This window comes from Pseudomonas sp. LF020, from assembly GCF_053456425.1.
On sequence record NZ_JBRFIX010000003.1, the window covers coordinates 325,649 to 340,778 of the forward strand.

Here is a 15,130-nt window from a genome sequence, read left to right on the forward strand (position 1 = left end):
CGGTTTTGTGGGAAGGGTTACAGATGCGATTCGGCGTATTCGGCCAGAATCGAGCGTGGCACCCCTTGCAGGGTGATGTGCACACCGTTGGGGAAATCCTTGAAGCGTTCGGTCAGGTAGGTCAGCCCGGAGCTGGTCGCGGACAGGTAAGGGGTGTCGATTTGCGCCAGGTTGCCCAGGCACACCACTTTGGAACCGGCGCCGGCCCGGGTGATGATGGTTTTCATCTGGTGCGGCGTGAGGTTCTGGCATTCGTCGATCAGGATCAGGCTCTGCTGGAAGCTGCGACCGCGAATGTAGTTGAGCGATTTGAACTGCAACGGCACTTTGCTGAGGATGTAGTCGACGCTGCCATGGGTGTTTTCGTCATCCATGTGCAAGGCTTCGAGGTTGTCGGTGATGGCGCCCAGCCAAGGCTCCATTTTTTCCGCTTCGGTGCCGGGCAGGAAGCCGATTTCCTGATCCAGGCCCTGCACACTGCGGGTCGCGATGATCCGGCGATAGCGTTTGCTGACCATGGTCTGCTCAATCGCTGCGGCCAGCGCCAGAATGGTTTTACCGGAACCCGCTGCACCCGAAAGGTTGACCAGGTGAATGTCCGGATCCAGCAAGGCGTACAGCGCCAGACTCTGGTAGATGTCCCGTGGTTTGAGACCCCAGGCTTCCTGATGCAACAGCGGTTCCTGATGCAAGTCGAGGATCAGCAGCCTGTCTTCCTGAATTTCCTTGATCCAGCCGACAAAGCCTTGTTCGTCAATGATGAACTCGTTGATGTGCACCGCCGGCAGGTTGTCGATCAACTGCACCTGATGCCAGGTGCGGCCGTGATCCTGACGGGTTTCGACTTTGCTCACGCGGTCCCAGAAGGAGCCGGTCATGTTGTGGTAGCCGTTGGGCAGCAGGGACACGTCATCGACCAACTGGTCGGTGCTGTAGTCCTCGGCATCGATGCCGCAGGCGCGCGCCTTCAGGCGCATGTTGATGTCTTTGGTGACCAGCACCACGGCCTTCTTCGGATCACGGGTGTGCAGATCGATCAACTGGTTGATGATTTTGTTGTCGTTCAGATGCTCGGGCAGAATCAGGTTCGACTCGGCCTGTTTGCTCATCAGAATTGACAGCAAGCCCTTCGGCCCGCCCTTGCCGCGCTGGATCGGCACACCCAGCTCGACGTCCTCGGGAGAGGCATCGCCCAGGGTCTTGTCGATCAGCCGGATCGCCTGGCGGCATTCGGCAGCAACGCTGTGATGGCCGCTCTTGAGCTTGTCCAGCTCTTCGAGCACGGTCATCGGGATCGCGACGTGGTGTTCTTCGAAATTCAGCAGGGCATTTGGATCGTGAATCAATACGTTGGTATCGAGTACATAAAGGATTGGCTGGTTGGAAGAAGGGCTACGTCCGTGATCATCCATACTCGGTCACCTTTGTGGGAGCCATTCGACGCAATACCTGGGCGGTGCTGCGCCTCGAAGTGACTGCCGAATTCATCCACGAGGGCCTGGATGAACTGCACACAAAAGGAGTCTTGGAAGACGCCACCTGTGTTGCAGGTTTCGGCGGTCTGTCTTCGTAATACTCCAAAACCCATGACATAAAAAAGCACTTTGACGGTTTTTTTAAGTTTATTTTGCAGAGTGACGAAAAGCCCTTGGCGGACCGTCCAGACCCCGCTAAAGTCGGAAGTCCGCCTGCATCGAATTCTCTAGAAAAATCGCCCCAAGCCCAATGTTTCCGGGCTTTTGCCGTTTGTCAGCGAAACCCGTCCTGACAGTCTTCAAAGCCGATGCCGCTTTGCGCAGTTTGCGTGATCAGCCACGGCAACGCGGTCTTCACCGCGTCCTGTTTCATGTTGAAATTGATCACTCCGTGACGCCACAGCAGCATCAGGGTCAGCACCCGCTGCGCGCTCTGTGCGCCCTTGAGCTTGCCGGCGCCGTCCTGTGCATCGATATCCCACAGCGCCACTTGCAGGCCCTGACTGCGGAAGAAGCTGCCGGCATCAGGGCGGCGCTGACCCTCCGGCGGACGGAACAGTGGCACATAGTTCTCCGGCAACTTGTTCTTCACCAGATCGGCGCTGCGGCGCACCGAGTCCTGCCAGTCCTGCCAATAGCTGTGGGAACGGAACTCCCAACCCTGCACGCCCACACACTGTTTCGAGAACTCCGATTGCAGATTGCTCACCGAGCGATCAGCGAGCCGCGCCTGCACATCCTTGCCCAACAGGAAGAACGTGCCGCTCAGGTTGGACTTGCGCAGGTAATCGGCGATCCAGTCGGTGTTGTCCGGCTGCAGATTGGCGGCGCTGTCGAAACTCAGCAGAAACAGCCGGTCGTGCATCTCGTCGCCACCGCGCTCGTAGTCGCCAAAACGATCGACTTCGCTGCTGGTCTGCGGCGACAGCGCGGCCTTGCGCATCAGCTCGTCCAGGTACTGCAGATGAAACAGCCGGCTCGGCTCGGCCCACTTGGTGTAATAGCTGTCGTCGCTGACCACGAACTTGGCAGCCTGCTCGCGCAGGGTCGGCAGGTCTTCGACGAGGAAGCAGAACGAGGCGTCCTGATCGCAGCTCTGCTGGGCGAAGTTGTAGTTGGCCAACAGACGTTCCCAAAGCCGCTGCCGCAGGCGGCTGATCGCGTCGACGTTGATCGTGCGCAGCCCCAGACGCTGGGCCAGCGCAGCCTCGTCCAGCGCTTCGGTGCCCAGCAGCCCACGGGCGAACATGAGGATTTCCGCGCGCGAGGCGACGTCGAACAGCGTCGGGCTGCTCAGTTGTTCAGGCCAAGTGCTGCGATCCAGTGTCGCCACATCACCCGGCGCCGCCATGGCGCCGAAGCTCAACAGCCACGCGGTGAATAAAAGAACAATGCGCAAAGGGGTGTCTCCATTACCAAACCCGCGCGGCACTATAGCTGATGTGTAAGCTTCAAGGACGCTGCCCTCACCCCAGCCCTCTCCCGGAGGGAGAGGGAGCCGATCTTCATGTTTTCAAACCTGAGTTCGACTGGATATTTCAGGTCGATGTATGACTCGAGAACAACGCGGTCAGCTCCCTCTCCCTCCGGGAGAGGGCTGGGGTGAGGGAAAAATCCACCAGCCGTCGCAAATGCCCGAGCTTCCTGATACCTATTACCCTCATAGCTGGAGTCAACCCGGCCAACCCCCTAGAATCGCCCCCACGATTAAAGGAGACGACTTCATGCTGATGGTGATTTCCCCCGCCAAGACCCTCGATTATGAAACACCGCCGGCCACACAACGTTTTACCCAGCCGCAATACCTCGATCATTCCCAGGAGCTTATTCAGCAACTGCGCGAACTGAGCCCGGCGCAAATCAGCGAACTGATGCACGTGTCCGACAAGATCGGCGGCCTCAACGCAGCGCGTTTCGGTAGCTGGACGCCCGCCTTCACCCCGGAAAACGCCAAGCAGGCCCTGCTCGCGTTCAAGGGTGACGTGTACACCGGCCTCGATGCGCAATCGTTCAGCGAAGCTCAGTTCGACTACGCGCAAAAGCACCTGCGCATGCTCTCCGGCCTTTATGGCTTGCTGCGTCCGCTGGATCTGATGCAGCCGTATCGTCTGGAAATGGGCACCAAACTGGCCAACGCCCGTGGCAAGGATCTGTACGCGTTCTGGGGCACGCGCATCAGCGAATGGCTCAACGAAGCGCTGGCCGAACAAGGCGATGACGTGCTGCTAAACCTGGCCTCCAACGAGTACTTCTCGGCGGTCAAGCGCAGCGCACTGAACGCGCGGATCATCAACACTGATTTCAAGGATCTGAAGAACGGTCAGTACAAGATCATCAGTTTCTACGCGAAAAAGGCCCGTGGCCTGATGAGCCGCTTCGTGATCCAGGAAAAAATCAACGATCCCGCCCAGCTCAAGCAGTTTGATGTGCAGGGTTATCGCTACAGCGCCGAGCAATCGAAACCGGACAATCTGGTGTTTCTGCGCGACCACGCCCCGGAATAAAGCATGCCCATTGCACGACTCTTTATAGAAGGAGTCGTGCAGCTCGCACGACGTCAAAAATCCCTCGCCACATTTCGCCGCTTTATTGGCGCCATAAAATCGTCCTCCCCGATTCTAATTTTAGTTTCACTCGACAGCCGCACTTTTTTTCAGTAGTGGCACGTAAATTTTTTTACGGTAGTGGCACAAAACTATCTAGCTCGATTACGCACCGATTAACAAAGGCCCAAATCGAAAGTGCTATCAAATTGAGACCAGTGCCATCTTTGGCAATATTTCAAAAAATTTCAGATTTCGCGATGAGCGGGTAGGAACTATGTCCAAATGCATAGCTCATACCACCGGTAACGATTCTCGCCGAGTTTGTACGAGATAACTTACGCAGAGCGGAGAACCATGTAACCAAGTTGTCACAGCAACTTGCCTAGATGGTTCACTCATCTGATCGATTAACGATGGATAGGTGATACGCACCATAAACATCCTCTACAAGGCCAAGGCTGCGCCCCTGTAAACGTGCTCGCCTGAGCAACCAATCCCTTGATCTACGGGCGTTACGTCCGACATCAAGCGGACAAGACACATGCACCAGAGTCTTCCACAAAGAAGATCCGCTGCATAACAGGGCAAGTCATAACAACTAAGGCCTAGTTGCGCACATCTTGAGTGCACTTATTTAGACACTCGGAACTTAGTATGCCTGCACACGGCATTGTGGCGCCTGTATGCCGCACTTTCGAGTGCACTATGACCGCTGAACACCATTAACTCCGGCCATCTAATGGCTTGATAAAACACAGAGGTAATTGCGATGCGCATCAGCATATTTGGTTTGGGTTACGTTGGCGCAGTGTGTGCCGGTTGCCTGTCTGCACGGGGCCATGACGTGGTTGGCGTCGATGTTGCCAAAGACAAGATCGACATGATCAACGCCGGTAAATCGCCGATCGTTGAACCGGGTCTGGGCGAACTTCTGGCTCAAGGTATCGAGACCGGTCGTCTGCGCGGTACAACCAACTTCGCCGAGGCGATCCGTGACACCGACCTGTCGATGATCTGCGTCGGTACGCCGAGCAAGAAGAACGGCGACCTGGAACTGAACTACATCGAGGCCGTGTGCCGCGAGATCGGTTTCGTGCTGCGCGAGAAAACCACCCGCCACACCATCGTCGTGCGCAGCACCGTGTTGCCGGGCACCGTCGCCAACGTGGTGATCCCGATCCTCGAAGACTGCTCGGGCAAGAAGGCCGGCGTCGACTTCGGCGTCGCGGTCAACCCGGAATTCCTGCGTGAATCCACCGCGATCAAGGACTACGACCTGCCACCGATGACCGTCATCGGCGAGTTCGACAAGGCCTCGGGTGACGTTCTGCAATCGCTGTACGAAGAACTCGACGCGCCGATCATCCGCAAGGACATCGCGGTCGCCGAGATGATCAAGTACACCTGCAACGTCTGGCACGCGACCAAAGTGACCTTCGCCAACGAGATCGGCAACATCGCCAAAGCGGTCGGCGTCGATGGTCGTGAAGTGATGGACGTGGTCTGCCAGGACAAGACCCTCAACCTGTCCCAGTACTACATGCGCCCAGGCTTCGCCTTCGGTGGTTCGTGCCTGCCGAAAGACGTGCGCGCCCTGACCTACCGCGCCGGTTCGCTGGACGTCGAAGCGCCGCTGCTCAACTCGCTGATGCGCAGCAACGAATCGCAAGTGCAGAACGCCTTCGACATCGTTGAAAGCCACGACAAACGTAAAGTCGCCCTGCTCGGCCTGAGCTTCAAGGCCGGTACCGACGACCTGCGCGAAAGTCCGCTGGTGGAACTGGCCGAAATGCTGATCGGCAAGGGTTACGACCTCAGTATCTACGACAGCAACGTCGAGTACGCCCGAGTTCACGGCGCGAACAAGGACTACATCGAGTCGAAAATCCCGCACGTATCGTCCCTGCTCAACTCGGACTTCGATTCGGTGATCGACAACTCCGACGTGATCATCCTCGGCAACCGCGACGAGAAATTCCGCTCGCTGGCCCAGCAAGCACCGCATGGCAAACAGGTCATCGACCTGGTCGGCTTCATGGCCAAAGCCACCAACCCAGGTACTCGCACTGAAGGTATCTGCTGGTAAAGCAGACGTTGCACGGCGCCGCATCCGCGACGCCGCGCGACCTCTGTGAACCCAAATGCAGGAGCTGCCGCAGGCTGCGATCTTTACCCGGCGCACTTGAGTTCTGAGTGAACCGGGGAAGATCAAAAGATCGCAGCCTTCGGCAGCTCCTACACAGGGTTCGTCCGAATTGCGCGTGACATTGCAGTTCTTTGTAAGCCTGCCTTAACCCCATCGGGCCCGGCCCGAGATAGAGACGGATGCAGATTATGCACAGGCTAAAGCACGGCCTACTTCAGGCCGCCGGTTGGCTGTTTTACCTCAGTGTGTTGATGGGCCTGGCCTTGATGCTGCCCACGTCCACGTTCGACTCCGAGTCGAAGGACTTTATTTTCCTGATTGGCGCCGTGGGTATCTGGCGCTACTCAATGGGTGCAACGCACTTTGTGCGCGGCATGATTTTTCTCTACATCGTTTACCCACACCTGCGCCGCAAAGTGCGCAAGCTGGGTAAAGCGGCGGATCCGTCGCATGTGTTTCTGATGGTCACCAGTTTCCGCATCGACGCGCTCACCACCGCGCAGGTCTACAGCTCGGTGATCCGCGAAGCCATCGACTGCGAACTGCCGACCACCGTGGTCTGCTCGATCGTCGAAATGTCCGATGAGCTGCTGGTGAAAGCGCTGTGGGCGCGGATGAATCCGCCGGACCGCGTGAAGCTCGACTTCGTGCGCATTCCCGGCACCGGCAAGCGTGATGGCCTGGCCTACGGTTTCCGCGCGATCTCTCGCCACCTGCCGGACGACCGCGCCGTAGTGGCCGTGATCGACGGCGACACCGTGCTCGGCGAAGGCACCGTGCGCAAGACCGTGCCGTGGTTCCAGCTGTTCGGCAATGTCGGCGGCCTGACCACCAACGAGTTCTGCGAAGTGCGCGGCGGCTACATCATGAGCGAATGGCACAAGCTGCGTTTCGCCCAGCGCCACATCAACATGTGCTCGATGGCCCTGTCCAAGCGCGTGCTGACCATGACCGGGCGCATGTCGGTGTTCCGCGCCACCGTGGTGACCGATCCGGAGTTCATCGCCGACGTCGAAAGCGACTCGCTGCAGCACTGGCGCCTGGGCCGTTTCAAGTTTCTCACCGGCGACGACAAGTCGAGCTGGTTCAGCCTGATGCGCCTGGGTTACGACACCTTCTACGTGCCGGACGCCGCGATCAACACCGTTGAGCATCCGCCGGAAAAGAGCTTCATCAAGGCCAGCCGCAAACTGATGTTCCGCTGGTACGGCAACAACATGCGCCAGAACTCGCGAGCGCTGGGCCTGGGTGTGAAACGCCTCGGCGCTTTCACCTCGGTGGTGCTGTTCGACCAGCGCGTGTCGATGTGGACCTCGCTGCTGGGCCTGACCGTGGCGATCATCGCCAGCTTCAAGTACGGCGGTGCGTTCATCCTCGCCTACCTGCTGTGGATCGGCATCACCCGCCTGATTCTGACCCTGTTGCTGTCGTGCTCCGGTCACCGGATCGGCCCGGCTTACCCGGTGATTCTGTATTACAACCAGATCGTCGGTGCGCTGGTGAAGATCTACGTGTTCTTCCGCCTCGACCAACAATCCTGGACACGCCAACCCACTTCCCTGACCCGTGATCTCGCCAGCTTTCAACGTTGGTTCAACACCTGGTCGTCTCGGACCATGACCTTCTCCGCCGGCAGCATTTTCGTCGCCGTGCTGCTGATGATGGTCTGACCTGCCCCTATTGAATTAACAAGGAAATCGCCCCCATGAATACCGCCGTCAACGCCAACGTAGTGCATGAATCCGAAGCCCAGCGTCAGCACGCCCGAGTGAAAATCCCGGCCAAACTGCGCTTCTTCGGCCCGGACCGGACGCCGGTCGAAGCGCGGGTCCTGGACCTGTCCGCCGGGGGTCTGGCGTTCAACGCCGGGCAACTGCCGCTGACCCTCGGCGAGGTGTACAAGGCACGCCTGCAATTCGTCATCGACAACCTCGGCCTGGCCATGGACGTCGAACTGCAAGTGCGCTCCTACGATCGCCAGAGCGGCCGCGCCGGTTGCCAGTTCCAGAACCTGGAACCGCAGGATATTTCCACCCTGCGCCACCTGATCACTTCGCACCTGGCCGGCGACATCGTCAGCATGGGTGAAGTGTTGGCGACCCTGCAGCGCGATAACTTCACCAAGGCGCGCAAGGTCAAGGACGGCGGCAGCGGCATGACCCCGTTCGGGCGGCTAAAAGCCGTGACCTTCAGCGCCGGTATTTTCGCCATCGGCCTGGTGGCGTTCGGTTTCGTCTTCAAGTCGGTGTACGGCATGTACTTCGTCAGCCACGCGCAAGCAGGTCTGGTCAGCGTGCCGGGGATGAACATCACCATGCCGCGTGACGGCACCGTGCAGAGCCTGGTCAAGTCCGACGGCGTCGCCGCCAAAGGCGCGCCGCTGGCGACCTTCAGCACCAGCATGCTCGACGTACTCAAGGGCCATCTCGACGAAGACCAGTTGCAACCGGCCAAGGTCGAAGAACTGTTCGGCAAACAAATGACCGGCACCCTGACTTCGCCGTGTGATTGCACCGTGGCCCAGCAACTGGTGGCTGACGGTCAGTACGCGAGCAAGGGCGACGTGATCTTCACCCTGGTGCCGCGCAACACCCAGGCCACCGTCGATGCACGCTTCTCCTATCGCCAGTTCGGCGACGTGCGTCCGGGCACCCCGGTGAGCTTCCAGATCGCCGGCGAAGACCAGACCCGCACCGGCAAGATCGTCAGCAGCACCAGCCTGAAAAGCGCCGACCTGTCCTCCGACATCCGCGTGCAGATCCAGCCGGACGAACCGCTGGACAGCAGCTTCGCCGGGCGCCCGGTGGAAGTGAACAGCGACCGTGGCCCGAACCTGAACTGGCTGATCGACAAAGCCATGGCTGCCGGTCTTTAAGTCGAGGACATGCCTGTGACCATCATCAGTCTCCTGAGAACACCGCGATCCCTGTGGGAGCTGGCTTGCCAGCGATTGGATCACTGCGGTCTGTCTGACACACCGAGTCGCCTGAATCGCTGGCAAGCCAGCTCCCACAAAGGTCATATGGTGTGCTCGCTGGCTTTGGCCGTCAGTCTGGCCGGTTGCGCCGGCCTGCCCGACCAGCGTCTGGCCAACGAAGCGCTCAAGCGTGGCGACACCGCCACCGCCGCGCAGAACTACCGCGCGCTGGCGGATCTGGGTTACAGCGAGGCGCAAGTCGGTCTCGCCGATATCCAGGTCGACAGCCGCGACCCCGAGCAGATCAAACAGGCCGAGGCCACCTACCGCGCCGCCGCCGATGTTTCGCCACGGGCCCAGGCCCGTCTCGGTCGCCTGCTGGTAGCCAAACCGGGTTCCACCGAAGCCGAGCACCACGAAGCCGAAAGCCTGCTGAAAAAAGCCGCCGCCAATGGCGAAGGCAACACGTTGATCCCGCTGGCGATGCTGTACCTGCAATTTCCGCACAGCTTCCCGAACATCAACGCACAGCAGCAGATCGATCAGTGGCGCAAGTCCGGCTACCCGGAAGCCGGTCTGGCGCAGGTGCTGCTGTATCGCACTCAGGGCACTTACGACCAGCATCTGGATGACGTGGAGAAGATCTGCAAAGCCGCGCTCAACACCACCGACATCTGCTACGTCGAACTGGCCACGGTCTATCAGAAACGTGCCCAGCCTGAGCAACAGGCCGAGCTGATCAAGCAGATGCAGGCCGGTTACAGCCGTGGCACGGTCAGTGCGCAGCGCGTCGATTCGGTGGCCCGCGTGCTGGCCGATTCGACCCTCGGCAAGACCGACGAGAAAACCGCGCAGTCGCTGCTCGAACCGATCGCCCCGGGCTACCCGGCGTCGTGGGTGACCCTCGCGCAACTGCTTTACGACTTCCCGGAACTGGGCGACGTCGAGCAGATGATGAAGTACCTGGACAACGGCCGCGCGGCCGACCAGCCGCGCGCCGAACTGTTGCTGGGCAAGCTCTACTACGAAGGCAAACTGGTGCCGGCCGACGCGAAAGTCGCCGAAGAACACTTCCAGAAAGCCGTCGGCCGTGAAGTCGCCGCCGACTACTACCTCGGCCAGATCTATCGCCGTGGTTACCTGGGCAAGGTCTATCCGCAGAAGGCTCTCGACCATCTGCTGACCGCCGCGCGCAACGGCCAGAACAGCGCCGATTTCGCCATCGCCCAACTGTTTTCCCAAGGCAAGGGCACCAAACCCGACCCGCTCAACGCCTACGTATTCAGCCAATTGGCCAAGGCGCAGAACACCCCGCAAGCCGATGAACTGGCGACCACCCTGGCCGCGCAATTGCCGCCCGAGCGTCTGGCCGAAGCCCAGCGCCTGCTGCAACAGGAACAGGCCAGCCGTGGCGCCCTGAACCAGAACACGCTGCAACTGCACGCCCTGCAAGAAGAAGACGGCGAGGAATCCCTATGAAGTTGAATCCCTTTGTGAAGGCCGGCATTGGCCTCACGTTCGCGCTGATCTGGTCTTGCCCGACACTGGCCGCGATCACTGAAACCAAGAACTTCGGCCTGGAAGTGAAAATCACCGGCCAGTCCGAAGACGACCGCGACCTCGGCACCGCCAGCGGCGGCGACGTCAACGGTGTGGGCCTGGATCTGCGTCCGTGGGTCTACGGCGAAAGCGGCGCGTGGAGTGCCTACGCCATGGGTCAGGCCGTGACCTCGACCGACATCATCGAGACCGACACCCTGCAGCAGTCCGACGGTGAGCAAACCACCGACAACAGCGACCGCAAAACCAAGAAAAACTATCTGGCGATGCGCGAGTTCTGGGTCGGCTACAGCGGCCTGACGCCGTACCCCGGCGAGATGCTCAAGCTCGGTCGCCAGCGCCTGCGCAATGACGACGGCCAATGGCGCGACACCAACATCGAAGCGCTGAACTGGACCTTCGACACCACCCTGTTGCGTGCCAACGTCGGTGTTGCCGAACGCTTCAGCGAATACCGCACCGACCTCAAAGAGCTGGCACCGAAAGACAAGGATCGCCTGCACGCTTACGCCGATGCCGCCTATCAGTGGACACCGGGCAACTGGGTCGGCATTCGCGGCCACCACACCCACGATGACGGCAAGCTCGATTACGCCGAACCGGGCGTGCCCCGCGACACCCTCGACAAAACCCAGAACGGCGACATCAGTTGGCTCGGCCTGACTGCCGACAGCGACGCCTACAACTGGCGCAACACCAACACCGTCAACTACTGGGGCAGCATCACCGGCATGAGCGGCGACCTCGATTCGGTCAACCCGCTGAACGCCGATGGCAGCCGCCCGGCGCAAGCCAAGCGCAGTGATGACATCAACGGCTGGGCCACCGATCTGGGCGTGCGTCTGCGCCTCGATCCGCAGTGGCAGGTCGGTGCGGCCTACGCCCGCGCCAGCGCCGATTACCAGCAGAACGGGCTGGAGAGCAACCGCTCCAACTACACCGGTACCCGCTCGCGCGTGCATCGTTTCGGCGAAGCGTTCCGTGGCGAAATGAACAACATGCAGACCGCCACCCTGTTCGGTTCGTGGATGCTCAACGACCAGTACGACGCCAGCCTGATCTACCACAAGTTCTGGCGTGTGGACGGCAACAAGCCGGTCGGCAGCAACGGCATCAATGCCGTGGAAAACAACACCGACGACGTCACCGGCGCGATCCTCTCCAGCACCTCGCTGCCGCTGCAGGATGGCAACAAGGATCTGGGTCAGGAAATGGACCTGGTGGTGACCAAGTACTTCAAGCAAGGCCTGTTGCCAGCGGCGTTGAGCCAGTCGATCGACGAACCGTCGGCGCTGGTGCGTTTCCGTGGCGGCGTGTTCAAGCCCGGTGATGCCTATGGCAGCCAGGTCGATTCGTACATGCACCGCGCGTTCATCGACGTGATCTGGCGCTTCTGATGCAAACCGCCAAGGGAGTGCCCGACATGCACCATGCAAGGAAAGGCTCGCTCAGCCTGTTGGCCGGCGCCATGCTGCTGGCCTCTGCTGGCGCGTTCGCCACGGTGGAACCGGCCATGCCTCAACAGGGCAAACCGGTGACCACCGCCAAAGAGCTGCAACAAGCCAAGACCTACACCGTCAGCAGCGCGCCGACCGAGGCGCTGGAACTGGCCAAGCCGAAACTGCCCGACCTTTCCGGCTTCACCGCCGAAGCCGCTGCCGCGAAGATCAATCGCAGCAAACCGGGCAAGATCAGCGTGCGCCGGATGATGCAGGAAGACGCGCTGAAGGACTTCATCGGCGGCGACAACAAGATGGCCGAATGGGTGGTGCGTCAGCACGGCATCCCGCAGGCGATCTTCGTCGACGACGGTTACCTGAACCTCAAGGATCTGGCGCAGAAGCTGCCCAAGCAGTACTTCAGCGAGACCTCGCCGGGCGTGTACCTGGCGAAGCTGCCGATCGTGGTCGGCCGTAAAGGCATCCTCGAAATCGACGGCCAGACCCAGGAGTTGCGTCTGTCGCAAGAGGCCGGCTCGTTCCTGGTCAACGACGGTCAGCTGTTCGTGCGTGACACCAAAGTCACCGGCTGGCGCGAGAAGGACAACGGCCCGGCAACCTTCCGTTCGCCGAAGGAATTCCGTCCGTTTCTGCTGGCCTGGGGCGGCACCGAGACCTACATCGTCAACAGCAAGATGGCCAGTTTCGGCTACGCCAACAGTAAGTCGTACGGGGTGAGTATTTCCCAGTACACGCCGAACATGGCCAAGGTGCTCAAGCGTCCCGAGCCGACCGGCTGGATCGTCGGCTCCGAATTCTCCGACATGTGGTACGGCTTCTACTGCTACGAGACCCGCGACTTCGTGGTCAAGGGCAACACCTACAAGGACAACATCGTCTACGGCATCGACCCGCACGACCGTTCCCACGGTCTGATCATTGCCGAGAACACCGTCCACGGTACGAAGAAGAAGCACGGCATCATCATTTCCCGCGAAGTGAACGACAGCTTCATCTTCAACAACAAGAGCTACGACAACCATCTCTCGGGCCTGGTGATCGACCGTAACAGCGTCAACAACATCATCGCCTACAACGAGATCTACAAGAACCACACCGACGGCATCACGCTTTACGAGTCCGCCGACAACCTGCTGTGGGGCAACAAGGTCATCAGCAACAAGCGCCACGGCATCCGCATTCGTAACAGCGTGAACATCCGCCTCTACGAAAACGTCGCCATGGCCAACGGCCTGACCGGCGTCTACGGCCACATCAAGGATCTGACCGACACCGACCGTGACATCAAGCTCGACCCGTTCGACGCGCAAGTCTCGCTGATCGTGGTCGGCGGTGAACTGGCGGCCAACGGCAGCGGGCCGATGGCCATCGACTCGCCGTTGAGCGTCGAGCTGTATCGGGTATCGATGCTGGCGCCGACCAAATCCAGCGGCATCAGCTTCAACGGCATCCTCGGAGAGCGCCAGGATGAAATTCTCGACCTGCTGGTGCGCCAGCAGAAAGCCGTACTGATCGACCCTGTCGAACGCCAGACCGAACTGCGGGACTGAGGATAATTTTATGCACCCACACTTGATCAAATTACTCAGCCTGTCGGCCCTGACCGTGGGCATTCTGGCGGCCAGTCAAGGCGCCCGCGCCGATGAAGCGGCGGGCGCCACGCCGCCAAAATTCAGCGCCGAACCGTGCTGCAACCTGTGCCCGGCCGCCCATGACGCGAAGAACTACACCACGCGCTACCAGCAGAACTTCACCACCCTGGTGCAGGCGCAGGGCGACTGGCTGTTCCGTACCCAGGAAGATTTGCGCACCGAGTTCAACACCACCCCGGCCGGCTACAAACGCCTGCAACAGCTGCACGATGCGTTCAAGGCCAAAGGTGTCGAACTGGTGATCGTCTATCAGCCGACCCGTGGCCTGGTGAACCGCAACAAGCTTAACCCGCAGGAAAAAGCCGCGTTTGATTACGAGAAAGCGCTGGGCAACTACAAGACCATGCTCGGCCGTTTCGCGCAGATGGGTTACGTGGTGCCGGACCTGTCGCCGCTGACCAACGAATCGCTGCCGGACACCCTGCCCGCCCACGATTTCTACTTCCGCGGCGACCAGCACTGGACCCCGTACGGCGCTCAGCGCACAGCGAAAATCGTGGCCGAGAAGGTCAAGCAGATCCCGGCCTTCGCCGACATTCCCAAGCGTGAATTCGAGACCAAGCGCACCGGGCGCATGGGCAAGACCGGCACCCTGCACAACATGGCCGGGCAACTGTGCGGCACCAGTTACGCGATCCAGTACATGGACCAGTTCACCACCGAGCCGAAAGGCGAGGCCGGTGACGGCGACCTGTTCGGTGATTCCGGCAACCCGCAGATCACCCTCGTGGGCACCTCGCACAGCGGCAAGAACTACAACTTCGCCGGCTTCCTCGAAGAGGCCATTGGCGCCGACATTCTCAACGTCGCCTTCCCCGGCGGCGGTCTCGAAGGTTCGATGCTGCAGTACCTCGGTAGCGACGAATTCCAGAAGACCCCGCCGAAGATTCTGATCTGGGAATTCTCGCCGCTGTACCGCCTCGACCAGGAGACCATCTACCGCCAGATGATGTCGCTGCTCGATAACGGCTGCGAAGGCAAAGACACGCAAATGTCCGCCAGCACCACGCTCAAGCCTGGCGGCAAACAGGAACTGCTGGTTAACAGCAAGAACCTGAACCTGCAGAACAGCAGCCATCAGGTAGACATCCGCTTCGCCGACACCTCGGTGAAAACCCTGCAAGCCACCCTCTGGTACATGAACGGTCGCCACGAGGACATCAAGATCGAGAAACCGGAAACCTCCGACACCGACGGTCGTTTCGCCTTTGAGTTGCGCACGGACGAAGACTGGGCCTCGCAAAATCTGCTGGCAGTCGAAGTCCAAGGCCCGGAAGCGGGTACCGCGCCGCAAAAAGTCGAAGCGAAAATCTGCAAACGCAACGTATTCCCGGGCGCTGGGCCACAAACCGCTCAGCTCGGGCAATGAGGTCT

Annotated in this window: 10 protein-coding genes; 8 read left to right on the forward strand and 2 right to left on the reverse strand. The window is 60.1% G+C overall.

Features of this window, described 5'->3' with window-relative positions; translation table 11 throughout:
• Positions 1-17: 17 nt before the first annotated feature.
• Entirely contained in the window at positions 18-1,412 is a 1,395-nt protein-coding gene (locus tag ACU680_RS09230; RefSeq protein WP_007965210.1) for a PhoH family protein, read from the reverse strand.
• Positions 1,413-1,749: 337 nt separating this feature from the next.
• Complete coding sequence (locus tag ACU680_RS09235) at positions 1,750-2,826, reverse strand: polysaccharide deacetylase family protein (RefSeq protein WP_448179417.1); 1,077 nt, start codon at positions 2,824-2,826, stop codon at positions 1,750-1,752.
• Between the two features lie 373 nt (positions 2,827-3,199).
• Here ACU680_RS09235 and yaaA point away from each other — a divergent pair, with 373 nt between their 5' ends.
• The 8 genes from yaaA to ACU680_RS09275 all read left to right on the forward strand — a co-directional run bounded on the left by yaaA (position 3,200) and on the right by ACU680_RS09275 (position 15,125).
• Positions 3,200-3,979: a peroxide stress protein YaaA gene (gene yaaA, locus ACU680_RS09240; protein WP_367083207.1), complete on the forward strand. Its 780-nt coding sequence runs from the start codon at positions 3,200-3,202 to the stop codon at positions 3,977-3,979.
• An 811-nt stretch (positions 3,980-4,790) separates the two neighbouring features.
• Complete coding sequence (locus ACU680_RS09245) at positions 4,791-6,107, forward strand: nucleotide sugar dehydrogenase (RefSeq protein ID WP_448179265.1); 1,317 nt, start codon at positions 4,791-4,793, stop codon at positions 6,105-6,107.
• A 248-nt stretch (positions 6,108-6,355) separates the two neighbouring features.
• Entirely contained in the window at positions 6,356-7,837 is a 1,482-nt protein-coding gene (gene alg8 / locus ACU680_RS09250) for a mannuronan synthase (RefSeq protein ID WP_448179266.1), read from the forward strand.
• A 35-nt stretch (positions 7,838-7,872) separates the two neighbouring features.
• Positions 7,873-9,042, forward strand: a complete 1,170-nt coding sequence (locus ACU680_RS09255; protein WP_098967301.1) for an alginate biosynthesis protein Alg44 — start codon at positions 7,873-7,875, stop codon at positions 9,040-9,042.
• 9 nt (positions 9,043-9,051) lie between these two features.
• A complete protein-coding gene (gene algK / locus ACU680_RS09260; RefSeq protein ID WP_448179267.1) occupies positions 9,052-10,563 on the forward strand; it encodes an alginate biosynthesis TPR repeat lipoprotein AlgK in 1,512 nt (503 codons plus the stop codon).
• A complete protein-coding gene (locus tag ACU680_RS09265; protein ID WP_448179268.1) occupies positions 10,560-12,041 on the forward strand; it encodes an alginate export family protein in 1,482 nt (493 codons plus the stop codon). Before algK ends, ACU680_RS09265 begins: the two co-directional genes overlap by 4 nt.
• A 26-nt stretch (positions 12,042-12,067) precedes the next feature.
• Complete coding sequence (gene algG, locus ACU680_RS09270) at positions 12,068-13,654, forward strand: mannuronan 5-epimerase AlgG (RefSeq protein ID WP_448179269.1); 1,587 nt, start codon at positions 12,068-12,070, stop codon at positions 13,652-13,654.
• Positions 13,655-13,664: 10 nt separating this feature from the next.
• A complete protein-coding gene (locus ACU680_RS09275) occupies positions 13,665-15,125 on the forward strand; it encodes an alginate O-acetyltransferase (protein ID WP_448179270.1) in 1,461 nt (486 codons plus the stop codon).
• Positions 15,126-15,130: the final 5 nt, after the last annotated feature.

Coding starts and splice junctions, on each gene's coding strand:
- ACU680_RS09230 (WP_007965210.1), bottom strand. CDS start 1,412: ATGGATGATCACGGACGTAGCCCTTCTTCCAACCAGCCAATCCTTTAT.
- ACU680_RS09235 (WP_448179417.1), bottom strand. CDS start 2,826: ATGGCGGCGCCGGGTGATGTGGCGACACTGGATCGCAGCACTTGGCCT.
- yaaA (WP_367083207.1), top strand. CDS start 3,200: ATGCTGATGGTGATTTCCCCCGCCAAGACCCTCGATTATGAAACACCG.
- ACU680_RS09245 (WP_448179265.1), top strand. CDS start 4,791: ATGCGCATCAGCATATTTGGTTTGGGTTACGTTGGCGCAGTGTGTGCC.
- alg8 (WP_448179266.1), top strand. CDS start 6,356: ATGCACAGGCTAAAGCACGGCCTACTTCAGGCCGCCGGTTGGCTGTTT.
- ACU680_RS09255 (WP_098967301.1), top strand. CDS start 7,873: ATGAATACCGCCGTCAACGCCAACGTAGTGCATGAATCCGAAGCCCAG.
- algK (WP_448179267.1), top strand. CDS start 9,052: ATGCCTGTGACCATCATCAGTCTCCTGAGAACACCGCGATCCCTGTGG.
- ACU680_RS09265 (WP_448179268.1), top strand. CDS start 10,560: ATGAAGTTGAATCCCTTTGTGAAGGCCGGCATTGGCCTCACGTTCGCG.
- algG (WP_448179269.1), top strand. CDS start 12,068: ATGCACCATGCAAGGAAAGGCTCGCTCAGCCTGTTGGCCGGCGCCATG.
- ACU680_RS09275 (WP_448179270.1), top strand. CDS start 13,665: ATGCACCCACACTTGATCAAATTACTCAGCCTGTCGGCCCTGACCGTG.